General features: G+C 52.9%; 21 protein-coding genes, 1 tRNA gene and 1 pseudogene. 11 read left to right on the top strand and 12 right to left on the bottom strand.

Annotated elements, in window-relative coordinates:
- Positions 1–289 precede the first annotated feature (289 nt).
- Positions 290–1,177, top strand: coding sequence for a LysR family transcriptional regulator (locus CKF42_RS15955; RefSeq protein WP_111208619.1), 888 nt, complete (start codon positions 290–292; stop codon positions 1,175–1,177).
- A gap of 139 nt (positions 1,178–1,316) precedes the next feature.
- Here CKF42_RS15955 and CKF42_RS15950 read toward each other — a convergent pair whose 3' ends face one another.
- The 6 genes and pseudogenes from CKF42_RS15950 to CKF42_RS15925 all read right to left on the bottom strand — a co-directional run bounded on the left by CKF42_RS15950 (position 1,317) and on the right by CKF42_RS15925 (position 5,229).
- The gene (locus CKF42_RS15950; RefSeq protein ID WP_111208618.1) at positions 1,317–2,153 is read right to left on the bottom strand and encodes an MBL fold metallo-hydrolase; all 837 of its coding nucleotides are present in this window, start codon (positions 2,151–2,153) and stop codon (positions 1,317–1,319) included.
- A 10-nt stretch (positions 2,154–2,163) separates the two neighbouring features.
- Entirely contained in the window at positions 2,164–2,490 is a 327-nt protein-coding gene (locus CKF42_RS15945; RefSeq protein ID WP_111208617.1) for a hypothetical protein, read from the bottom strand.
- Between the two features lie 59 nt (positions 2,491–2,549).
- Positions 2,550–3,017, bottom strand: a complete 468-nt coding sequence (locus CKF42_RS15940) for a peptidylprolyl isomerase (protein ID WP_233501049.1) — start codon at positions 3,015–3,017, stop codon at positions 2,550–2,552.
- Positions 3,018–3,207: 190 nt separating this feature from the next.
- A complete protein-coding gene (locus tag CKF42_RS15935; RefSeq protein ID WP_111208615.1) occupies positions 3,208–3,984 on the bottom strand; it encodes an alpha/beta fold hydrolase in 777 nt (258 codons plus the stop codon).
- A 470-nt stretch (positions 3,985–4,454) separates the two neighbouring features.
- A pseudogene (locus tag CKF42_RS15930) lies at positions 4,455–4,853 on the bottom strand (cell envelope integrity TolA C-terminal domain-containing protein); the annotation flags it as partial.
- A gap of 103 nt (positions 4,854–4,956) precedes the next feature.
- Positions 4,957–5,229, bottom strand: a complete 273-nt coding sequence (locus CKF42_RS15925; protein ID WP_111208613.1) for a hypothetical protein — start codon at positions 5,227–5,229, stop codon at positions 4,957–4,959.
- A 613-nt stretch (positions 5,230–5,842) separates the two neighbouring features.
- Here CKF42_RS15925 and CKF42_RS15920 point away from each other — a divergent pair.
- Positions 5,843–7,765: a methyl-accepting chemotaxis protein gene (locus CKF42_RS15920; RefSeq protein ID WP_111208612.1), complete on the top strand. Its 1,923-nt coding sequence runs from the start codon at positions 5,843–5,845 to the stop codon at positions 7,763–7,765.
- 210 nt (positions 7,766–7,975) lie between these two features.
- Here CKF42_RS15920 and CKF42_RS15915 read toward each other — a convergent pair whose 3' ends face one another.
- Positions 7,976–8,236, bottom strand: a complete 261-nt coding sequence (locus tag CKF42_RS15915; protein ID WP_009089378.1) for a hypothetical protein — start codon at positions 8,234–8,236, stop codon at positions 7,976–7,978.
- Between the two features lie 224 nt (positions 8,237–8,460).
- Between CKF42_RS15915 and CKF42_RS15910 the strand changes: the two genes are divergently transcribed.
- Positions 8,461–9,159: an RluA family pseudouridine synthase gene (locus tag CKF42_RS15910; protein WP_111208611.1), complete on the top strand. Its 699-nt coding sequence runs from the start codon at positions 8,461–8,463 to the stop codon at positions 9,157–9,159.
- Positions 9,160–9,175: 16 nt separating this feature from the next.
- Here the strand turns inward: CKF42_RS15910 and CKF42_RS15905 are convergent, their stop codons facing one another.
- Entirely contained in the window at positions 9,176–9,715 is a 540-nt protein-coding gene (locus CKF42_RS15905) for a DUF2058 domain-containing protein (RefSeq protein ID WP_111208610.1), read from the bottom strand.
- A 139-nt stretch (positions 9,716–9,854) separates the two neighbouring features.
- Between CKF42_RS15905 and CKF42_RS15900 the strand changes: the two genes are divergently transcribed.
- The 3 genes from CKF42_RS15900 (at position 9,855) to CKF42_RS15890 (ending at position 12,792) form a co-directional block, all read left to right on the top strand.
- Complete coding sequence (locus tag CKF42_RS15900; RefSeq protein WP_046102260.1) at positions 9,855–10,487, top strand: TetR family transcriptional regulator; 633 nt, start codon at positions 9,855–9,857, stop codon at positions 10,485–10,487.
- 83 nt (positions 10,488–10,570) lie between these two features.
- Positions 10,571–11,953: a D-arabinono-1,4-lactone oxidase gene (locus CKF42_RS15895; RefSeq protein ID WP_111208609.1), complete on the top strand. Its 1,383-nt coding sequence runs from the start codon at positions 10,571–10,573 to the stop codon at positions 11,951–11,953.
- Positions 11,954–11,961: 8 nt separating this feature from the next.
- Complete coding sequence (locus tag CKF42_RS15890; protein ID WP_009089371.1) at positions 11,962–12,792, top strand: glycosyltransferase family 8 protein; 831 nt, start codon at positions 11,962–11,964, stop codon at positions 12,790–12,792.
- Positions 12,793–12,860: 68 nt separating this feature from the next.
- Here CKF42_RS15890 and CKF42_RS15885 read toward each other — a convergent pair whose 3' ends face one another.
- On the bottom strand, positions 12,861–13,982 hold the full coding sequence (locus tag CKF42_RS15885; protein WP_111208608.1) for a Gfo/Idh/MocA family protein: 1,122 nt from the start codon (positions 13,980–13,982) through the stop codon (positions 12,861–12,863).
- A 333-nt stretch (positions 13,983–14,315) separates the two neighbouring features.
- Between CKF42_RS15885 and CKF42_RS15880 the strand changes: the two genes are divergently transcribed.
- Positions 14,316–14,391: transfer RNA gene (locus CKF42_RS15880), tRNA-Asn, on the top strand.
- A 362-nt stretch (positions 14,392–14,753) separates the two neighbouring features.
- Here CKF42_RS15880 and CKF42_RS15875 read toward each other — a convergent pair.
- Complete coding sequence (locus tag CKF42_RS15875; RefSeq protein WP_111208607.1) at positions 14,754–15,440, bottom strand: hypothetical protein; 687 nt, start codon at positions 15,438–15,440, stop codon at positions 14,754–14,756.
- Between the two features lie 68 nt (positions 15,441–15,508).
- Here CKF42_RS15875 and CKF42_RS15870 point away from each other — a divergent pair, with 68 nt between their 5' ends.
- Complete coding sequence (locus tag CKF42_RS15870; protein WP_146239948.1) at positions 15,509–15,748, top strand: hypothetical protein; 240 nt, start codon at positions 15,509–15,511, stop codon at positions 15,746–15,748.
- Positions 15,749–16,183: 435 nt separating this feature from the next.
- Here CKF42_RS15870 and katG read toward each other — a convergent pair whose 3' ends face one another.
- Both katG and CKF42_RS15855 read right to left on the bottom strand, forming a co-directional pair.
- A complete protein-coding gene (gene katG, locus CKF42_RS15860) occupies positions 16,184–18,415 on the bottom strand; it encodes a catalase/peroxidase HPI (protein WP_111208604.1) in 2,232 nt (743 codons plus the stop codon).
- A gap of 413 nt (positions 18,416–18,828) precedes the next feature.
- Complete coding sequence (locus CKF42_RS15855) at positions 18,829–19,851, bottom strand: LLM class flavin-dependent oxidoreductase (protein WP_046102167.1); 1,023 nt, start codon at positions 19,849–19,851, stop codon at positions 18,829–18,831.
- A gap of 219 nt (positions 19,852–20,070) precedes the next feature.
- Between CKF42_RS15855 and CKF42_RS15850 the strand changes: the two genes are divergently transcribed.
- From CKF42_RS15850 to CKF42_RS15840, 3 genes are all read left to right on the top strand, one after another.
- Entirely contained in the window at positions 20,071–20,844 is a 774-nt protein-coding gene (locus tag CKF42_RS15850; RefSeq protein ID WP_111208603.1) for a phosphate/phosphite/phosphonate ABC transporter substrate-binding protein, read from the top strand.
- A 153-nt stretch (positions 20,845–20,997) separates the two neighbouring features.
- Positions 20,998–21,912: a ketopantoate reductase family protein gene (locus CKF42_RS15845; protein ID WP_111208622.1), complete on the top strand. Its 915-nt coding sequence runs from the start codon at positions 20,998–21,000 to the stop codon at positions 21,910–21,912.
- A 132-nt stretch (positions 21,913–22,044) separates the two neighbouring features.
- Positions 22,045–23,106, top strand: coding sequence for a LacI family DNA-binding transcriptional regulator (locus tag CKF42_RS15840; protein WP_111208621.1), 1,062 nt, complete (start codon positions 22,045–22,047; stop codon positions 23,104–23,106).
- Positions 23,107–23,199 lie beyond the last annotated feature (93 nt).

Raw genomic sequence — 23,199 nt, 5'->3', positions numbered from 1 at the left:
GGGGTGCTCATCGAAAATATTGATGCCCGTGAAATCATTCACAGCGATAGTGGGAGAACAGGCAGGCTGAAGAAATAGCGATGAAAAAAAAGCGGAATCTGTCGTGAAATTTTTCTATCCAGGATTATTCTCTATTAAAAGAACAACCATAATGCTCTGCTCTCAAAATGCAACTTCCTTTTTTATTACTCTCTCCAGGGTGATAGCCGTAAATCTGATGACAAATTTATTAATAAATAATATAAATAATTGCTGTATAGATAGACCATCTTTAAGCATAAGGTTTGAAATGAAGATAAGTGAACTTCTTGCATTCGTGACAGTCGTGGAGACAGGGAACATAACCCAGGCAGCAGAGCGCCTTAATCGAGTGCAGTCAAGTATTTCCCACCGGATCAGGAGCCTGGAAGATAATCTGGACGTAACCTTACTGGATCGAAAAGCCGATGGCTGCACCCTGACACCACAGGGTCAGATACTTTATGACTATGCGCTTAAAATACTGAACCTGGCAGAAGATTGTAAAAACAACATCACCTGTTCGAAAAACAGCCAGTTAAATATAAGAATTGGTATAATAGAGTGTCTGCCGCCCTATATCGTGAGTTCATTAATTGACCTGGGCCATGACCTCGGATGGAATATCGATATCTCGATCGGAAATACTATAAGTCTGCTCAATGCGTTCAACCATAATGAGTTTGACGCCGTCATCGTAGGCGCGGGATTTTCAAACACTCAACATCCCTGCTCTACGCTCCTTTCGAGTGAGCTTGTTATTATTACTGAGAAGAGCTATCCGGATGTTAACGATCTTTCGATTCTGCATGGAGAGGTTTTTTTACTGAGCAGTAAAAAATGTGCGACCACGACGCGGAACTATAATTACCTGTTTAAAGAAGGGCACATTACACCTAAACGTATTGTTGAATGCGGATCTTATCCCGTTTTGTTTTCCAGCATAGCAGCGGGTAAAGGTGTGTCACTTGTATTACGTTGTTCGATCAGTAGCGAAGTAAAAAATAAAATAAAAATTCATGAACTTAACGGTCAGTTCAAGGACTTCAAAATAGAACTGGTTTATCGTACAGAATCTATGCAAATGGATGGCGCTAAATTCAGAGGGATAATCGGCTCCGTTTTTCAGGATCCGCGGCTAAAGACTCCCGGCTACTGAATTTTTATCAGCTTTTCTGTAACCCCTATTTCGCTGAAAAGCCTGTTTCGGCAATACATAAAAACTGGCAGGATAGCAGTTATTTACCAGTGCATTGCCGTTCAGGAAATAACCATCCAGCACAAAAATCAGATTAGGACTATTCGTTAATTACAATTCGATATCCCGCCCCATGCTTCTCGATATAACCAAAACCCTGTTCGCCAAAATGCATGCCGCCGATAAGAATCTTATCGGAACTCACTGCACTCAGTATTCGGGATCGTGTTTCAGCAGCCATATGAGGATCGTAATCAAAGGCTATCGCCACCTCCGGCCTGGCGAGTTGAATATAAGGGAAATGAACAATGTCTCCCCAAATCATTAGACTCTCTCGTTCTCCTTCTATCCGATAGCCCGTATGACCAGGCGTATGCCCCTTCAACGGTATTGCAAAAATGCCAGGAAACGCCTCGCCCTTATCGATCAGACGAAGTTTTTTCTGATACTTTTTAAATATACTTCGGGCCAGAAGAAAATTACCTTTTATACGGTCACTGACTGATGCGAAATTTTCATCGCTTTCAAGATAATTAAATTCGTCACTGCTTAAAATCAACTCAGCATTTTCAAAGACAGCCTCGCCTTCAGAGTTTAACAATCCGCCAATATGATCAGGATGAGCGTGAGTAAGAAGAACCGCATCAATGTCTGCTGGCTGGATATCAAGCCGGCTAAGATTCGCAACCAGCCTGCCGCCCCAGCCCTTTACTCCACCTGCACCGCTATCAATAAGGATATTCTTACCATCACAGCGCACTAAAAAAGCATTAATATGAACAGCATTCAGTTCATTAATTTTTGCGTCGCGTTGAATTCTTTCACACTCTTTGTCATCAACATTCGACAGCATGTTAAAGCCGACTTCAAGGTATCCATCGCTGAGGGCTATCACCTGGATATTACCCAACTCTTTTGCAGGAAAAATGTCATTCATAAAATGCTCCTTAGTTTTTTCCATAAATATTACTTGCGTCAAAAGAAAAACAGCGAATCCTCGCCGAAACGCCTGTCCTTTCCTTAATTAACAAATCAACCTGATGTGTAAATTCTTCCATCAGGGATGCCGTTCTGAAGATCTCCTGTCTTAACCTTGCTTCGAAATAGATTGGCGTGCCAAAACTTATTTCCGCGGTGACATAGCTGATGTGAATATTGTTCTCTTTCGCTTTAAGTATCTCTCGGGCAAGACCAGCTAAAGCGGTTGAGAATGTTGCAAAGGATTCTGCCTCAAAGCGATGGTTTTCAGACGCATAAAGAGTAATGCTGGGCATCCTGTATCGTTTCTCCGTATGATTAGCAGGTGCTTAAGATGGCTTTAAACTGCACTGGCTTACGCTAATATTAAGCGCTTTATTTTTTCTGGATTAGCTACCGCCCCCGTTTCGTGCTCACCATAGCGAAGTTGCTCCACGAACTGCATGCCATCTGCGACTTTCCCAAAAACTGTATATTTCTGATCTAAATATTTCGCTCTTGAAGTCGTGATAAAAAACTGGTGAGTGGCACTATTGGGATGCTTTGAACGCGCCATGCCAACCGTACCCCGTTCAAACGGCAGACTGCTGAATTCTGCATCCAGTACAGGCAAGCGCCAGTGGCCGGCTCGGGAAACTTTTACCGGGTCACCCGTCTGTACCATAAAATCCTTCATGACTCGCGCAAAAGGCATACCTTCGTAAAAACCCGCCTGTACCAGTGCCTTAATACGCTCAACATGCCGTGGTGCTAAATCGGAAAACAGTTGAATAGTCACTGTTCCGCTTTCAAGTTCCATTTTCAGAACATCGCTATGATTCATTACTCCTCTCAGCATACCGGGGAGTAAAAACGAGCCTGCGCACAGGCCCAATCCGCCGCTAATAAACGTTCGTCTATTCATTTTTTCCCATCTCTGATTAAGACTTTTTATCGCCTGCCATGCCGATGGCATTTATCAACACAGTGCAGATAAATTTTTTCACAAACCGATCAGGCTGGATAATTCAGAGTCATTTGTTGGCCTCTATGAATGAAATAATCTCACTGGTTAGCGCGTCAGGCTTTTCAAAATTAGGCAGATGGGCTGCACCGGGTATGGTATGCAACTGTGCATTTCGCTTTTTGGCCAGACGTTGTGCAAAGTCCGGAGGCGTCAGCTGATCCTCGCTTCCCCTGATTACAACAGCCCTCACTCCGGGAATGCTCATATTGGTTAAATCAGTATTGGCAATTGCATATGAACAACCTGCGAATGCTTCGACTGACGTCCGACGCAGCATTTGTTTCATACCATCCGCATAGGGAGAATCAATAAATTCAGGTGTCACCCATTTACTTAAGATTCCCATTTCGAGATGTTCAATACCGTGCTGAAAAACATCTTCAGCACGAGCTCTCCAGAGTGCTGGCGGTGCAGCGTTTACCAGAGCCGTATCCACGATAATCATTCCCTGAACGCGTTCGGGTATCCTGAAACCAATCCACTGCGCAATCGTTCCACCAATTGACACTCCGGCAACATAAAACCTGTCAATGTTAAGGTGATCCAGAACGGCTATGACATCATCTGCTAAATCTGACATTGAAAATTCCGCAGAATCGACGGCGCTCAATCCATGGCCCCGGATATCAAGACGAATAACGCGATAATGTTCGCTCAGGCGTGGCATTTGCAAATCCCAAAGATGCAAATCTGTACCCAGCGAGTGAAGAAGTACCAGCGTTGTCGCATTGGCTGGCCCCTGCACATCGACGTGCTGGGTTAATTTGAGTGGCCGAATAAACATTGGCTATGCCTTATCCCTGTTCTTTATTTATTACGTCGGCTTGCCCAGACAGAGCCCATCAACCGACGACCTGACTCGATGTAAACGTTCAATCCTTCGCTACTAAACATTGCGTTGTCCGCTTAATCCTCTCCTGAGACAGCCTGAAATCAAAGACTCTTAGCTTTAATATTCAACCCTCTGGCGACACCATTAATATAATGATTCGGCCCTGCTCTCTAGCGAATAATTTCGATGCCGCTATCGAATTTATTAATACTGTAATAAATTAAAGGTTTAAATCCTGCTTTAATATATCTGTATTGTGTCAAGCCGCTATGCCTGTCATTGCGAAAAATTGATGCTTCACAATGAAAAAAAATCTTTCTCGCTCATAACTATTCACAGAAAAAAATGCAGGGACTTTGCTGAGCGGGCAGAAGCCCGCAATGCGATAACCGATTTTTCAGGCTTACAGATGTTTCGGACCAGGGTTGACCTTCCATATTCCAGCGCGCCGATCCCATGACATCAAAAACATGCTGGTCACTAAACTCTGGAAATCTGGCGTTTTTAGCCGCCTCTTTAAGCGCATTACAGTACGCCTTGTCTCCGCCCTTGATGATAAAATGCTCCAGCGTGCCATCTTTCCTGAAATCAAGATGAGCATTACAGCGTTTTCCATTCCAGGCGTGCGGTTGTGATAACGCGGCACCCAGTGCTTTTTTGATGCCAGATGCCTGCTTACCATAAATGTCATTGTCTCCCACCTTACCTGAACGATTATAACGGCAGGAATCAAGAGCACTGCTTTTATCACACTCATGTGGTTTAAGAGGCGTACAGCTCACAATAGCGGCAGAAAGCAATATCAGAATAATCTTTTTCATATAAGTCCTTTTGGAATGATATCCGGCTGAATTATTTGAAAGCGGCGCGCGGTTAAATCAGGTTGCAGGTAACTGAATTAACTCGCATGACTATCGAGAGTGGCTATTTCTTACGCCAGAAAATAAAGGTTACGACTGCTGTTAAAATACCAATAAGCGGCATCGCACCAGCACCTGCCAGAAAGTTATGTCGATCAATATTATTTTTCTTTGTGATATCAGCAAAGCGTTCAGTGGCCTGGCGTTCACTGGCTGCATGTACTTCCTCAAACTCTTTGCAATAACCCTTAGCTAAAAGATCACAGGCTCGTTTTACCTCTGATTTTCTCAGAGCAACGCTCTTTTTCCCCAGGGGGTAGATACAGTAATCAGGCATGGCCTTGCTCCTCGTCAGAATCCAGCTTGTACTCTATAAGATCCTGCCCAGAGTGGATAACATTTATTACATAGCACTTTTATACGTAACGTCACTTACCCTCCGACAACATTATGATTAAGCCTGTACAACGTCATGGAGAGTGTAAGAATGCTGTCTAACAAGCCACTCTTTCTTCTTCGTCTTTATCATCAGAGACAGCCGGGACCGCAGACACATAAAATTATTTTAGCACCCATTCGCTAACACTATAATTTTTCTGGACATTTCAGCGTTTCAAAATCATTAACCTGAACAACTGTTTGCCGTCTGTTGTCAGGTCAGCATTGGCCTTCGTTAATCTGGCCAGATAAATTTATTAATTTGATTAAGATCAATAATTATTATCATAATCGCCTCCGGCACAGCAAAAACAGCCATTTATAGCGGATTACTCACTGAAAGTTAGGCCTCATATAGTTATTGAAATAATCATATCTGTTCGATTAGTTAGCTATATATCGAATCATAAATACTATTAAAGCTTCACCCCACCCTGACGATAAGAAGAAGATGACAGAGATTATTTAATCGCCTCTCTCCCGCTTCAGAAACCTCATTAAAGGTGAAACTTATGGGCCTTGCTCAACACATCTCCGGTATTAAAATTGGGAAAAAACTGGGTGCCGGTTTTATCATCGTCATCGCCGCCTCTCTGGCTATTACCTGGCTCGCTTTCGATTGCTTCAGCCGTATCAAAGATAACTCGGCACGACGCACCATCACCGTTCAGATGGTAAACACCTTAAGTAATGCACGCCTTAACCGCACGCTCTACCAGTACACCAAAGACCCGGAATTTGCCGCCCGTAACGTGCAGGCGCTGAAGGAGTTAGATACGCTGTATCAACGCCTCAGTGGCTTTCAGTGGGACGAACTCGGTCAGCAGAAAGTCGCGCTGATGGGGCAGTTGCTTAACGATTATCAGAAGCAGCGACAGAAATTTGTCACCGCCGCACAGACCACATCCCACGCCTTTGATGCCATTAAACCGGACGCCCTGATTGCCCTTGCGCATCAGTCGGAGTCGCTGGATCTGGCACTGACCCCTGATGCCGGATTACCGGTCATGCGTCTGGCCGCCGCGCTGTTTGATGCCGCAAACATTGAACAGGTATTTCTGGATAAACCTTCCCAGGCCAGCAGAGCGTCGGTTGTTGAGGAGTTCACGGCGATCACCACGCTGAGTGAGCAGCTGGACAGCTTTGCACAGCCTGCAATTAACGAGGTGTCCCGCACGGTTCTCAGCACCCTTGCGCAGCAGCGCGAGGCGTTAACGCGCTATGTCGATGCTGCAGAAAAAGAGAAAAGTGAGTCGGCGGGTCTGACCACCAGCGCCGAGCGTCTTAATGCGGCGGTTTCCGATACATTCGCTTTCCAGTCACAGCTCTCTGCGGAATTTATCAAACAGGCAGAGTGGCGCATTGCTTTTGCCGCACTGATTTGCGTGGTACTGAGTCTGCTGATCGCCTGGCGGATCACCCGCAGCATTACCCAGCCTCTGAAAGAGACGCTGAGCGCCGCGCAGCGTATTGCCGGGGGAGATTTAACCACCTCGCTGACCACAACACGTGGCGATGAATTCGGCCAACTGATGCTGGCGGTCGATGCCATGAACAGCAGCCTGCAGAACATCATCACCAACGTGCGTGACGGCGTCAGCAGCGTGGCACGTGCCTCAGCGGAAATCGCAGCAGGCAATACCGATCTCTCCTCCCGTACAGAACAGCAGTCTGCGGCCGTGGTCCAGACCGCAGCCAGTATGGAAGAGCTGTCGTCGACGGTTAAACAGAATGCGGAAAATGCGCATCATGCGAGTCAGCTGGCGACAGAGGCGTCAGTGAATGCCGGTCGCGGTGGCGAGATCATCCGTGATGTGACGGTGACAATGAACAGCATCAGCCAGAGTTCGGGCAAAATTGGTGAAATCATTCACGTCATCAACAGCATCTCCTTCCAGACCAATATCCTGGCGCTCAACGCCGCGGTCGAAGCCGCACGTGCCGGTGAACAGGGACGCGGGTTTGCGGTGGTCGCGGGTGAAGTGAGAAATCTGGCACAGCGCAGCGCGCTGGCGGCCAAAGAGATTGAGACGCTGATCCGTGAGTCACTGGACCGGGTCAGTGAAGGGTCCGGATTTGTCGAACGCGCAGGGTCCACCATGGATGATATCGTCCGCTCCGTCAGTCAGGTGAAAGATATCATGGGCGAAATCGCTGCGGCCTCGGACGAGCAGAACCGGGGGATCTCCCAGATTGCCGTGGCGATGGCCGAGATGGACACGACGACCCAGCAGAACGCCGCACTGGTTGAGGAGTCCTCTGCCGCAGCGAGTTCACTGGAAGCACAGGCAGAGGAGCTGGAAAAAACGGTAGCGGTGTTCCGCCTCTCTGGTGCTCAGCACGCCGTCAGCCGCCCCGCGCCGGCTTCAGCGCCTCGCCTTGTTCCGGCCGTGCCGCTTAAGGCTTCTGCAGAGAGCAGCTGGGAAAGTTTTTAACAGGGTATCGTCTGGCCAGTCCTGATCATCAGGGCTGGCTGCGCGAGGATCGTTCAGGCTGTGGGGAGATAAAGAGGAGCTGGCGAGAGGAGTGTCGTCCATGACAGTTTCTCCGGCCGGTATACGCTTTCGCGCAACCTGTGAGGTTATTCGCTTCGTCGTTTTCCGGCCGGAGCCGGACTACGTCCACTGGTGTCAGTTCAGTTACAGCTAGTTCAGTTCGTCGTTCAGGCCTGTAAGTGTCTGCAGATACGGCACCTGTTGCTGGGCAATCGCCGGAGACGTAAAACTGCTCAGCCAGCTTCTGGCCTCGGAGATTTGCGTCAGCCGGTCGGGGTTGCTCTCGGATTTCGCCATGTATCCCAGTTGAGTAAAGAGTGATGCGATACTGATTTCTTTCTCACCCAGGGCAAGGCTCAGTGCCGCTTCGCCAATAATTACGTGGCCTTTCTCGTCGTTTTGAATTAACACAGAAAATCCTCCATTGGTACGAATTGAAAACAACCTCACCAGAGACTGTAGTCGTAAAAGGGAGAACTGCCCGAATTTTTCACTAAAAATTGCGCAAGCTGCTGAACAAAATACTAAATGTTTTTTTGGTATCCCTTCAGTTTATCTCTGCCCTGCCAGGCCGGGAGTCGTCACTCAACACGCAATCGGTTATGATCCTCTGCCCTTCATCGTCCGGTTTCACTATGTCTGCCATTGTCGATACGTTTATTGCTCCGCCCTGCCATGACGTGATAACCCTTCTGTTTCAGGATGATCATCTGCTGGTGGTGAATAAACCCAGCGGGCTGCTCAGCCTTTCCGGTAAGAATCCGCAAAACCTCGATTCAGTGCATCACCGGCTGGTCAGACTGTTTCCGGGCTGTACGCTGGTGCACCGGCTCGATTTTGGCACTTCGGGACTGATGGTCGTCGCGCTGAATAAAGCGATCAACGCGGCGCTCAGTCGGCAGTTCAGCCAGCGCAGCGTGAGCAAAACGTATCAGGCGCTGCTGTGCGGCCATCTGGCTGAGGATGAAGGTGTGATTGATGCCGCCATCGCGAAAGATCCGGCGCAGTTTCCCCGCATGACAATCTGCCCGCTTCAGGGCAAACCTGCGCGATCGCGCTTCCGGGTTATCGCGCGCGGCCACTGGCAGGGACGAGAAGGAATGGAGGTGGCGGCTACACGGGTTGAGCTGACGCCGGAAACGGGGCGTACCCATCAGCTGCGCATTCACTGTCAGCAGCTGGGGCACCCGATTCTGGGCTGTGATCTCTATGGCGGGCAGGTGCTGCCGGGCGCTGAGCAGGCGGAGAGGCTGATGCTGCACGCCAGTGGATTAGCGTTTACACATCCGGTCAGCGGTGAGCCTCTACACTTCTCAGCCGCCAGCCCCTTCTGACTGCCTCAGTCCGCGGTTACCACATTAAGTCGTCCGGCACTTTGAAATCGGCATAGGGATCATCTTCGTCCTGCACGTCTTCGCTCAGTGCGCTGTTCAGGACGATAGCACTGGCATCACGCTGGGCAATTTTATCCGCCACGCTGGCCGGGATAATGGCGTACTGGCTTTCGCCATTTTTGTCAGCAGTCAGGCGGGCAATGGCGAGACGGCCATTAATCAGCTGGGTCTGCGTCAGTTTATCCACCACGATTTTTTTAATCAGGTTGTTGTCGGTAAAGTTAAAGCTGATTTCGCCTTTTGCCACCTCGATTTTGTTCATTTCGATCAGCTGTTTGACCTGTGCTTTGTACTCTTTCGACAGGGCGGCCAGTTTCTGCTGCTCGTTAAGTTGCTTATCACGCTCAAGCTGCGCTTTTTTGTTGTCTTCGACCGCTGCTCTGGCTTCACGCGCCTGAACCCGGGATTTCTTCGCTGTGCGCTGAACCTTATCCATTTTTTTGCTGGATACCAGGCCTGCTTTCAGCATCTGTTCTTGTAAGGTGAGTTTTGTCATTGTCGTCTCTGAATCTGTTAAATATTGTTCAGGATTATACCTGTAATCTTTCGGGCTATGCCAGGCGGACGCCGCGATTGCAGGCTACGCCTCAACACTGTGCTACCATTCCCCGGTCAGAATCACCTTATTGAGCACCATGTCCGAAATTACGAAACGCAAAAATGACCCGGAAGGGCTGAAAAAACGCATCATCGCAGGCGCACTGAAAACCTTCGCAGAGTTTGGTATGCAGGGTGCCAGACTGGAGCAGATCGCCGAACACGCTCAGACCACCAAACGTATGGTGGTCTATCACTTCGGCAGCAAGGAGCAGCTCTACATCGAAGTGCTGGAGCAGGTCTATCAGCAGATACGCGCGCATGAAACCGACCTGAACCTGGCCGCACTGACGCCGGAGCTGGCCATGACCCGCCTGGTGGAAGCGAGCTTCGATTACCACGTTGCCCATCCCGACTTTATGCGGCTGGTCTGCAGTGAGAACCTGCTGCGCGGTCGCTACATCACGCAGTCACCGCAGATTAAAGCGCTTAACCGCAGCGCGCTGGATCTGCTGGACGACATCCTGGCCCGCGGTCAGCAGGAGGGCGTGTTTATCGCCGATGTGCAGACCATCGACGTTCATCGTCTGATCAGCAGTATCTGTGTTCATCACGTCTCAAACCGCTACACCTTCAATGCCCTCTTCAGTCCGGATAACAGCGAAGAAGAGAGTATCCGGCGCAATCGTCAGCTCGCTGTCACCGCCACACTGCGCTATATCCGCAAATAATTGCTCACCGCTCTGGCTCCGCTTACTCATGGTCTACGCTTAGTAAACATTCGTCATTAAATTGCCATAAAAGGAACGCTGTTGTGAGCAGAGACGCACGCCTCTATCCGCTTCGCCAGACTCATGTTGAACCCGATGATGATGCGCTCTGGAACTGGGCGCAGAACGCTAAAATCGGCAGCCGTCATCAGGTTCAGCGCCCTGCCAGCGAAGCGGAATTACAGACGCTTATCCGGGAGTCACGCGGCCAGATTCGGGTCATCGGCAGCAAGCTCTCCCCCGGACGGATGCTGCACGTCAGTCAAGATGATTTACTGCTCGACCTCAGCGCGCTCAGCGGTCAGCTCGCCAGCGATGAGGATAGCGTGACCTTCGGGGGTGCCACCCCGCTGGAACAGGTTTATCGCACCCTGACCCGCATGAACCGCATGCTGGCGTCGTCGCCGGGTGTGATTGCCATTCAGACCCTGGCAGGGGCGATGGCCACCGGCACGCACGGCCAGGGATTGCAGCAGAGTTCGATTGCCGATGAAGCACTGGCCATCCGCATGGTGCTGGCCGACGGCAGCGTGCGCGAGTTTGTCCGGGGCGACGCGGATTTCCCGGCAGCTCAGGTCTCTCTGGGGGCGCTGGGTATTGTCACCGCCGTGACGCTGCGTACCGGGCCATACCGCATCTTCACCTGCCATAAGAACGCGGTCTCTGCTGATACGCTGGAAGAGGATCTGCTGCGCTGGAACAACGACTACCCTCTCAGCAAAGCCTGGTGGTTCGTTGACGACAATCTGATGCATGTCTGGAACGCCCATGAAGCCAGCGAGGAGGAGCGCCAGCGCTATGAGCAGCAGGGGCGCAAAGTGGTCGAGCATGAGGGCGAAGCGGATGACAGTCTGAACGAGACTATCGATCAGACCCTGGCGCACATGCACCGCGATACCCAGATTCAGGGGAAAGGCGGCAAGCAGTTTCGCACCGTGACCCGTTTTCGCGACTTCACGGATGTTACCGGTGACATCTATCAGCTCTTCTGCCGGGGCATTGCGGTGCCACAGATCAACGTGGAGATCGGCGTCCCGCTGGCAAAAACGCCAGCCATCATCCGCCGGATAAAGCAGTGGTATGCAGAGAACCGGCCGCATATGCACTACCCGATTATCCTGCGCTGCACCGGCGCCTCCTCGGCCTGGCTCAGTCCGGCCGCCGATCAGCCCACCTGCTTTTTCGGCTTTGTCGTCTATTACGCCGACGATGGTTCGCTGTCGCAGGAGGGACTGCACTTCCTGACGGAAGTGGAGAAACTGCTGGCCGAAGAGGGAGGACGCCCGCACTGGGGCAAATATTACGATGAAGAACGCTACAACTGGCGTGAGATCTATCCGCAATGGGACGCCTTCCGCGCCCTGCGCAGCCAGCTCGATCCACAGGGACGACTGGGTAACGACTACATCACGCCACTTTTTGACTGAGGAAAGCCATGTTTGCCTGGGTAACGCTGTTAACACAACCCGATTATCTGGTGGGCGTACAAGCGCTGCACCGTTCGCTGCAACAGAGCCACAGCCAGTGGCCACTGGTGGTGATGACGACTCCCGCCATTTCTGAAGCGGACTGTCAGCGTCTGCAGGATGCAGGCTGCGTGATTGAGCCGGTTGAGCCACTCTATCCGCGTGAAGATCTGGATCAGCACTACGCCTCGGCGCAGTTCGGCGAGGTCTGGACCAAGCTGCGCGCCTGGCAACTGACGGACTATGAGCGCGTCGTTTTTCTGGATGCGGACATGCTCGTGCTGCAGAACATGGATGAGCTGTTTACCCTGGATCTGGGTGATAATCTGCTGGCGGCCTGCCACGCCTGCCGCTGCAATCCCAACCAGATCGCCTCCTATCCGCCGGAATGGCAGCCGGAGCAGTGCCACTACACCTGGCAGGCACGCGGTGAGACAGCACCACAGAGTGTGGATCTCTACCTCAACGGCGGTTTTCTGGTGCTGAAGCCCGATAATGCGGTGTTTGAGGCGATGGAAAAACGTATCGCCGCCATTGATGACCTGAGCGCCTATCCTTTCTCGGAGCAGGACCTGCTGAATGAAATCTTTGCCGACCGCTGGAAGCCGCTCTCTTATATCTACAATGCGCTGAAAACGCTGCCGTTTCAGCACCGCGGGCTCTGGCAGGACGATGAGGTGAAAAACCTGCACTACATATTGGCCAAGCCGTGGAAGCGCGATCTTAACCAGCCTGAGAGCCAGCGCGATCGCTTCTATGCGCTGGATAAGCTGTGGTGGGAGAAAAGCGGCCTGATCTGATTTTAAAGGGCGGGAAGCTCTCTTCCCGCCCTGTCCCCTTCTTATCTGACACCCTTCCTGATCTGCCGTTACACTTCCACCCAGCGTCGCTGCTCAGCAGAGTGCGCTATCGCTTCCAGCACCTTCTGCACCTGTAACCCCTCGGCAAAATCGGGCCACATGCGGTCGTCCGCCGCGATACCGTTAATCAGATCGCGGACCTCTACCGTTTTCTGGTCGTTAAAGCCGATGCCATGTCCGGCTGAAACACAGAAGTTCGCATAGTCAGGATGGGCGGGTCCTGTCAGGATCGTTTTAAATCCCTGTCGCCCGGCGGGCTCGTCATGCAGATAAAGCTCAAGTTCAGCCATGCGCTCCTGGGTGTAACGCAGCGTGCCTTTGGTTCCGGTCACAACATAGGTCAGGCCCATTTTCGCGCCGCAGGCGATACGCGAGGTTTCAATGACGCCGTGCGCGCCATTGCGGAAGCGAAGCAGCGCACTGGCCTGATCTTCGTTTTCCACCGGTAACTGACGTCCGGGCGCTTTCGGGTCGGGTCGTGCGGTGATGACCGTCATCATGTCACCGCTGACTTCGGCAATATCACCGACCAGATAGTGCGCCATGTTGACGATATGCGCCGCCAGATCGCCCAGCGCACCCAGCCCTGCCAGCGCTTTCTGACAGTGCCAGTCGAGCGGTGTCTCCGGTCTGGCAAGATAATCCTCGTTATGCGTGCCGTAAAAATGGATCACCTCACCAATTTCTCCGCGGGCAATGATCTCTTTCGCCAGCTGGCTGGTCGGGTTCTTCATGTAGTTAAAGCCGACCAGCGTTTTCACCCCTGCCGCCTGCGCAGCGCTTACCATCTCCTGCGCATCCGCCACGCTTAAGGACAACGGTTTTTCTGAGTAGACATGCTTGCCGTGGCGTATCGCCGCCAGCGCCATCTCTTTGTGCAGAAAGTTGGGCGCGCAGATATCCACCACATCAATGGCGGGATCGCTGACCAGCTCGCGCCAGTCTCCCGTGGAACGCGCAAAGCCAAAGGTGGCTGCCTGACGGGCCGCCAGCTCTGGATTTACCTCGGCCAGCATCTCCCGCACGATCTCACCTTTCAGCGCAAACACGGTCGGGGCCTGAGCATAAGCAATCGCATGGCAGCGCCCGATATAACCACTGCCGATCATGCCGATTCGGACTTGTTTCATTTCAGCTCCGGATATTCATTTCAGGGTTGAAATGAAATCTACGTTTCGTTTTATCTGCTGACAAAGGCGTAATGAAAACTTTGTGACGGCAGTAAAAAACTATCCGGGCAAACCACGCCTCGTGCCGCCTGGCAAGGGAGGCAGAACGGTAAAACACCTCATAAATACCTCAGTCTGCCGCACGGGCTGTTACACCCCTTTTCAGCGTCTGACGGACTTCTTCTGGTGTATTAAACGCCGTACTGGCGACTATTTCAGCAGTCGCGCAGATTTATGAAAAAGAGCTTTGACATGGCTCAGCGTGGCCGTTACTATGCGCCCCGTTCAAACGATTCCTCTGTAGTTCAGTCGGTAGAACGGCGGACTGTTAATCCGTATGTCACTGGTTCGAGTCCAGTCAGAGGAGCCAGATTAGAAAAAGCAGATATCTTCGGATATCTGCTTTTTTGCTTTATAACGATCGCACCCACCTTCCTCTCAAAGTCACCGCTGTTAAACCATGCCAGGCTACCTCTTTAACGGATAAAAGTGATCCTGACCTGACCCGGCTTACCTGTTCTCATCAGCTGCCTGACAAAAAACGTTGTCGGAATTGCTGACAGGACGGACTTCAGTAATCATAATGCTGACGATGCGCCGACCATTCCGCGATGCCATAAAGCCGACGCACAGTCGCTTACAAAATCTGATGCCACAGGCTGCATATGACGTTCGTCAGAAACACCTGTAGCAGGACTTCTGCCGGGTCAGACTCAGAGTAAGGTTTTATGGTTACGTCAGGTTTTTAATAATTGAGACAATACGATCTTCCCCACGCAAACCCATAGATTTTATTAAGGCTTTATTTATTCTCTCACTAACAAGGAAGTAGAGCATTTCCATATTATTATAGAGAACCGTATAAAGTGCTGGGGATATTATTTTTAAATTCCTTGCTGCCAATGCAGCCACCTGAACCTTTCCATAAAGAGACGCCACAGTAACGATGAGCAATGCATAGTTATTTAACTGAGTCATTACTTCAGCCTTGAAATTAAAGGAATTGACTATGACTATTGATAGTGAATTTGCAATTGCAATTTTAGTTGCTTTTCCACCATAATAGTCAGCTATCTTTTTTGTCAGCACCATATCAAGAGACTGTATCTGGCTATTACTTATATTTTTTAGCTCCTCGTTAAAATACATTTTCATCATGTCACGAATGATGTCTTGTCTTTTGTATATTTCAAATATATTTTTCAGAAACCGTTTGTCTTCTTCTTTAAGAATAGCGCACTCGCCCGCGTACTTATCAAAAAGGCATGAGCTGTACCACGACGCTCTCTCAACCCCTGATTTAACATCCTGCAACACGCTTTTATTATTCTGCGCTACCCCATACATGGCCCGCTCGAGCGCTTCGGCTGCACTCCTGTCATTATTCATTCTGAACTTCACTATTGATGATACAGACATTGTAGGCTTTCCTTTCCTGTGGTAAAAAGTACATGATAGTTTGCATACTATATCATGAGGATTTTACTTTGAAGAAATGGACTTTTACTGCTCTTACTTTTATTTTTTCTTTTATTATTTTAGTTGTGCTGCTCTTTGAATTTGTATTCCGCTTATTGACTGCTGACTTTGTTATCAGTTTAATGGATAAGTTAAGCTTCCTGAGTCTTAATGCCTCTCTGGAAACCCTTGTTGCGCTGTTGGTTTTATTTTCAGCTTTGGTTGCTCTTATTATTTCTGGCTTGATTTATTCAAAATTTAGAAGGTGAAATGATGAGGTTTTTTTCAGCATTCATCAGGGGCCAGCTTGGCTACATCAGTGCGCATGTCATCGCTATATGCCTTTTCCTGTTCTACTATTTTGTCATTCCTGATTACTGGTTTTTATGTACGTTGCTTACAATAGTGACAGGTGGAGCGATTAGTATCTACAGGGCCACTAAAAATAAAAAAAAGCACTGAAGTGGATTTCTGCGTCCAGAGTTCTGTAAATTAAAAATTAATTTGAGTAAAGCCGGATTGTACAGTTTCTGAAATTCCACTCAAGCCCCCGCACCGGGATCCAACGCCACCGGCGGGAATTTTCCACTCTCCTTTTACCGGAACATCCTGACCAGCCTGAGATGAGAGGCAAAAAAAACTGCACCCTACTGAGTCGGGTCTCCGACCTTTGAGGTGCAGTTACGTTTCAGCTTTTAGAGCTATCAGAGTTCAAAGCGATCCAGATTCATCACTTTGGTCCAGGCGGCCACAAAGTCTTTGACGAATTTTTCACGGGCGTCGCTGCTGGCGTAAACTTCCGCCGAGGCGCGTAACACCGCGTTGGAGCCGAACACCAGATCGGCGCGGGTCGCGGTGTAGCGGGTTTCACCGCTGACGCGATCGCGTCCGATGAAGGACTCGTTGCTCGCATCGGCAGCCTTCCACTCGGTGCGCATATCCAGCAGATTGACAAAGAAGTCCGTGTTCAGCGAACCCACTTTGTCCGTGAAGATGCCGTGCTGGCTGCCATCGAAGTTAGCGCCCAGAGCACGCATCCCGCCCACCAGTACCGTTAACTCCGGCACGGTCAGGGTCAGCTGCTGCGCCTTGTCGATCAGCAGGTTTTCGGTGGTGGTTTTGCCGAAGCCGGTGCCATAGTTACGGAAACCATCGGCACGCGGTTTCAGCAGGTTGAACGACTCAATGTCGGTCTGATCCTGACGCGCATCGACACGTCCTGGCGTAAAGGGCACATCGACGGTCACGCCTGCCGCTTTCGCCGCCTGCTCAACCCCGACCACACCAGCCAGCACAATCACATCCGCCAGCGAAGCCTTGTTCACTTCACGCTGAACCGCTTCCAGTGTTGGCAGCACGCGCGCGGCAACGGCGTTCACGTCCCACTCACGCTGCGGCAGCAGTGCCAGTCGGGCACCGTTGGCACCACCCCGTTTGTCGCCACCGCGGAAGGTTGACGCAGAGGCCCAAGCAACGGAAACCAGCTCGCTGACGCTGAGGCCGGATGCGGCAATCTTCTCTTTCAGCTGCGCGATATCCGCGACGGTCGGATGATAAACCGGTGCAGGCAGCGGATCCTGCCAGATCAGATCTTCCTGTGGTACTTCAGGTCCGATGTAGCGCGCTTTCGGCCCCATATCACGGTGCGTCAGCTTAAACCATGCACGGGCAAACGCTTCGTTGAACGCCTGCGGGTCGTTGAGGAAGCGACGCGAAATTTTTTCAAATTCCGGATCAAAACGCAGCGTCAGGTCGGTCACCAGCATGGTCGGCTTGTGTTTTTTCGCCGTGTCAAAGGCATCCGGGATAATTTCCGGCGCATTGACCGCTTCAAACTGGATAGCGCCTGCCGGGCTGCGCGTCTGCACCCACTCATATTTGAACAGGTTCTCGAAGAAATAGTTGCTCCACTGGGTAGGCGTCTGCGACCAGATCACTTCCAGGCCAGAGGTAATCGCATCGGCACCTACGCCGCTGCCGTGGCTGTTGACCCAGCCCAGACCCTGCGCTTCAATCGGGGCGGTTTCCGGATCGACACCGACATGGCTGGCCGGAGCGGCACCATGAGTTTTACCCAGCGTATGGCCACCCGCAATCAGTGCCACGATCTCTTCGTCGTTCATGCCCATGTTGCCAAAGGTGGCACGAATAGCCGGGGCGGCAGAGGCGGGATCGCCACTGTGTTCCGGGCCTTCCGGGTTGACGTAGATCAGACCCATCTCGGTCGCGCCAAGCGGTGACTGCGCCAGCGATTCCGGATGACGATGTTCCAGCCAGGTCGCTTCTTCGCCCCAGTTCACATCCATATCCGGTTCCCAGACATCTTCACGTCCGGCACCAAAGCCGAAGGTGCGGAAGCCGGAATTTTCCAGCGCGACGTTACCCGCCAGGATGTAGAGGTCGGCCCAGGAGATCTTCTGACCATACTTCTGTTTTACCGGCCACAGCAGGCGGCGGGCTTTATCCAGGCTGACGTTGTCCGGCCAGGAGTTTAACGGAGCGAAACGTTGCTGACCACGACCTGAACCACCACGTCCGTCTACGGAGCGATAGGTTCCGGCGCTGTGCCAGGCCATACGAATAAAGAGACCGATATAGCTGCCCCAGTCAGCGGGCCACCAGGCCTGTGACTCCGTGAGCAACCCTTTGATGTCCGCTTTCAGCGCTGAGTAGTCTAGTTTTGCAAATTCTTTGCGGTAATCGAAGGATTCATCAAGGGGGTTTGAACGGGATGAGTGCTGATTCAGCAGGTCAACGCGCAGCTGATTAGGCCACCAGTCACGGTTCGTTGTTCCGCCGCCCGGCGCCTGATTTGGCTGCGCTGACTTCCCTGCATGAAAGGGACATTTGCCCGCTGGTGCTTCGCGGTCAGCTTCACGGTCGGCTTCGACGATTGGCTTTGCATCTTTTGCATCTTCATCAATGGAATTGCTCATGGTCACACCTCTTTTTGTATTTTCATCGCTACTCTATAGAGGATTTTCAGGCAGGCACACCTGTCTTATCCTATATGATTGATAGCTTATCCCTTTGAATAAGTCCTTGTTTAACAGCTCCCAACGATGGCAAACGGCTGTTATCCGCGTCACCTTCAGCGAAACGACACCGTTCTTCATCAGACTATTCTGACAAACCGCGTTTAACAACCGGCTGGTGAAAGAGTTGCTGACCGGTAACGCAATCCGGTTCATAAAGCGTGCGTGATCTGTTGCCAGAACAGCCTGGAAAAGGCGTGGGGATACAGAGAAAAAAGAACAGGCAGAGCGGAAGAGAAAAGAGGTGGGGCTGACGAGGGGATCGGATCAGGAATAAAACCGCAGCGCCCTCCGCAGGAGAGCGCTGCCGGTCATTAACGCCAGCCCAGCTCCGGGGCGACGTACTTCAGAATCGCTTCAATCACATGGGCGTTATAAGCCACACCCAGCTGATTTGGCACGGTAAGCAGCAGCGTATCGGCTTCAGCAATCGCCTCATCCTGCGCCAGTTGCTTAATCAATACCTCTGGCTCAGCGGCATAGCTGCGGCCAAAGATGGCGCGGGTTTTCTCATCTAGAAAACCGACAGAGTCACGGTCGTTGCCGCTACGGCCAAAGTAAGCGCGGTCCATGTCGTTGACCAGCGCAAAGATGCTGCGGCTGACAGAGACACGAGGGGTATGCTGATGCCCCGCCGCTTTCCAGGCTTCACGGTAGGCGCGGATCTGCTTCGCCTGCTGAATGTGGAACGGCTCGCCCGTTTCATCATCTTTCAGCGTCGAACTCTGCAGGTTCATGCCCATTTTCGCCGCCCACTCCGCCGTTGCGTTGGAGCCGGAGCCCCACCAGATACGGTCGCGTAACCCTTCAGACAGCGGCTCCGGGCGCAGCAGACCTGGCGGGTTCGGGAACATTGGCTGAGGGTTCGGCTTAGCAAAGCCTTCTCCGCGCAGCACCTCCAGAAACTCCTCGGTGTGACGACGGCCCATATCGGCATCGCTTTCCCCTGGTTTAGGTTCAAAACCAAAGTAGCGCCAGCCATCAATCACCTGCTCCGGTGAGCCGCGGCTCAGACCGAGCTGCAGACGACCGTTGGAGATCAGATCGGCCGCGCTGGCATCTTCCACCATATAGAGCGGGTTTTCGTAACGCATGTCGATTACGCCAGTGCCGATCTCAATCCGGCTGGTGCGTGCCGCGACCGCCGCCAGCAGCGGAAACGGTGAGCTGAGCTGACGGGCAAAGTGGTGGACACGGAAGTAAGCGCCATCGGCACCCAGCTCTTCCGCGGCAACCGCTAAGTCGATCGACTGCAGTAATACATCCTGCGCCGTGCGGGTGGCAGACTGTGAAGAGGGGGTCCAGTGACCAAAAGATAAGAAGCCGATATTTTTCATCTGTCATTCTCCTGACGGGGTAAACGCCCGTGGATGTAAGGCAATTTCTGATAGGCAAAGGTTACGCCCTCCGCGCTGCAACTGATAGTCAATATCTTTCAGCGCTATATTCAGGAATTTCGACATAGCCCGGCTGATTATCTGCTTTGCTTATTTATCCCCTGATGCAGCCCGATCTTCGCGCGGGGGGACTACCCTATCCTGACCGGGAGAAACCTGATGACTAACCGGCTCGCGCTGCCCATGTATGCGATTCACCCGCCCACCACCCGGGCGCTGATGCAGGCCATTAAGACGCTGCTGGCGCGGCGTGGCATAGAAGCGCAGCCGGTCTGGCCTGACGACCTGCAGGCACACTGGCAGGATGCGCATCTGCTGCTGAGTCAGACCTGTGGCTATCCACTGGTCACCCGGCTTACCGCGGTCCAGCCTGTCGGCACCTTTCACTATCGGGCGCCCGGCTGCAGCGGTCGCGACTATCGCAGCTGGCTGGTGGCGCGGGATAAACAGGCGACGCTGGCCGATTTCACTGACCAGCGGGCGGTGGCGAACAGCCTGGACTCTCACTCCGGCTATAACGCACTGCGGTTTGTCGCGGCGCGTCAGGGCGTCACCTTTTCTCAGCTCATCCTGAGCGGGGGGCATCGCCGGTCGCTGGCTGCGTTGCAGCAAGGCGATGCCGATATTGCTGCAATCGACTGCGTCAGCTGGGCGCTGCTGGCGCGTTATGAACCGGAAGCACTGGAGGGCCTGCATATTATCGGTGAAACACCCCTGGCACCCGGACTGCCGCTGATCACGGCAGCGTCAACCTCCTCCACCCGGCTGGCACATCTCCGGCTGGCGCTGCACCAGCTGGTGCAGGAGACGGCCTGGCGTGGCGTCTGCGACGACAATCTGATCGGCGGATTCAGCCCGGCAGAGCGGGACGATTATCAGATTGTGCTGGACTGGGAGCATGACGCGGCTGCGAAGGGCCTCCCCCGGCTTTAACGTTTTATACCCTTCCGGCCCGCCGCTCCGTCAGCGGAAGCCCTGCTCTGCCCGTTGGTGACGACCCGCATCGATCCTTTTCTGCTGACGTCAGCACTGGTAAGCCCGCTCACACCGCTTTAAGGTAGAGGTTTTCAGCAACGGGAGATGCAGATGCGCATTCTGATGGCAGGAGCCGGCGCGACCGGCGGATATTTTGGTGCCCGACTGGCTCAGGCGGGTCAGGACGTCACGTTTCTGGTGCGCGAACGCCGTTTTCAGCAGCTACAGATGAATGGACTGGTGTTACAGACGCCGCAGGGAACGGAAAAGCTGGAGCCGCAGCTGATCCAGGCCCGCTCGCTGAGCGGCCACTATGACCTGATCATAATTACCGTAAAGAGTTTTGCGCTTGAACAGCTCATGGAGGATATCGCGCCTGCGGTCGGCCCTGACACGCTGATCATGCCGATTCTCAACGGGATGCGACACATCGCGACACTGCAGCAGCGTTTCGGTGACAATAAGGTGATAGGCGGCCTGTGCAAAATCAACGCCACGCTGGGTGAGAGCGGTGAAGTGATCCAGATGACACCGCTGCATCAGCTTTACTACGGTGCGCTGGATGGCAATAACGATGCGCGCCTGCAGCGGGTTGACGCCGCCCTGCGCACCAGTCAGGTCGATAACCGCTTCAGCGATAACATTATGGATGAGCTGTGGGAGAAGTGGCTGCTGCTGAGTACGCTCGGGGCGGTCTGCTGCCTGGCGCGTGGCGATACGCAGCAGATACTGACCACCCGCGGGGGCGAAGCGCTGCTGCAGGGGATCTTCAGCGAGATTCTGGCGGTGATTTCCGCCGAAGGGTATCAGCCGCGTCCGGCCGTCACCGCCCGCATTTTTGAACTGCTGAATAACCCGGAGACCCCGATGACCTCCTCGATGTATCGTGACCTGACTCAGGGATTTGATATCGAAGCCGATCAGGTGATCGGTGACCTGCTGCTACGGGCAAAACGAAAAGGTCTGATGACTCCGCTGCTTAACGCGGTCGATGTGAATCTGCAGGTCTATCTGCAGCAGCGCTAAGCCGGATAGCGATAATCCGTTCTGACCGGGGCCGCATGGGTCCCGGCTGGCAAAAGAGTGAATGTGTAATGAGCAGCAGCAGTGTGGCAGGAAATTTTGTTACACTCGGCGCTTCATCTTTTGGAGAGTGCAATGACTTCCCGCTCCGTGACCCTTGATGATGTCGCGCAACTGGCCGGCGTCTCATACCAAACCGTTTCACGTGTTTTAAACCGTTCTGAACAGGTGTCAGCCCGCACGCGGGAAAGGGTTGAGGCGGCGATGCAGCAGCTCAATTATGTGCCTAATCGCGTGGCACAGCAGCTGGCAGGCAAGGCGACGCGCACGCTGGGTCTGGCTACCAGCGACCTGGCGCTGATGGCACCGGCTCAGATCGCCTCGGCGATCCAGCAACGGGCCGCCGCCGCGGGGTATCATCTGGTGATTGCGATGGAGAGCGGTCATGATGCGGCCGCTACCGTGAATGAACTGCTGGCGCAGCGGGTCGACGGACTGCTGATCAACCTGCCACTGGCGGCGGATGAGGCGCAGCAGATTCAGCTGTTGTGTGGCAGTAAGCCGGTGCTGTTTCTGGATGTCGAACCGCGTGCCGCGGTGGCGCAGTGTCAGTATCCGAACACCTCCGGCGCGCGTGCCGCGGTTGAACATCTGGTGGCGCTGGGTCATCGCCGGATTGGCCTGCTCAACGGGCCGCTGCGGTCGGTCTCGGCGCGTCAGCGTGAAGCGGCCTGGCTTCAGGCGCTGGCAGACCATCAGCTCACCCCGCACTGCTCTCTGCGCGGCGACTGGAGCGCGCAGTCGGGCTATCAGGCGCTGATGTCGCAGCTGCCGGACGCCCTGCCCCAGGCACTGCTGGTGGCGAACGATCAGATGGCGCTGGGTGCCATGCGGGCGTTGCATCAGTATGGCGTGGCGATTCCGGGCGAGATCTCGGTGATTGGTTATGATGATACCGCGGAAAGTGCCTGGTATCAGCCGCCGCTGACCACGGTGCGCCAGGATTTGCATTATCTGGGCGCGCAGAGCGTTGAGCGGATGCTGGCCCGGCTGCGCGGCGAAGAGGTTTCTGACGCTGCGCTGGAAACCACGCTGGTTATCCGGGAAACCACCGCCCCGCCGGCCGATAACTCGCTCGATTTAGCTGCGCTGTCCCAGCAGCTTCAGGCGATCGCCCGTCGGCTGTCCGGCCAGTAGCACCAGGCTTTCCCGCTGCCATAAAAAAACCCGCGCCACCGGGGTGGATGCGGGTCATCTTCAGTAACCGGAGCCGCTGCGCTCCGTTATCGG

It is taken from the genome of Pantoea sp. ARC270, from assembly GCF_003236725.1.
Lineage (GTDB): Bacteria > Pseudomonadota > Gammaproteobacteria > Enterobacterales > Enterobacteriaceae > Pantoea > Pantoea anthophila.
The sequence above is the reverse complement of the archived record's forward strand: the minus strand, read 5'-3'. Positions and strand labels throughout refer to the sequence as shown.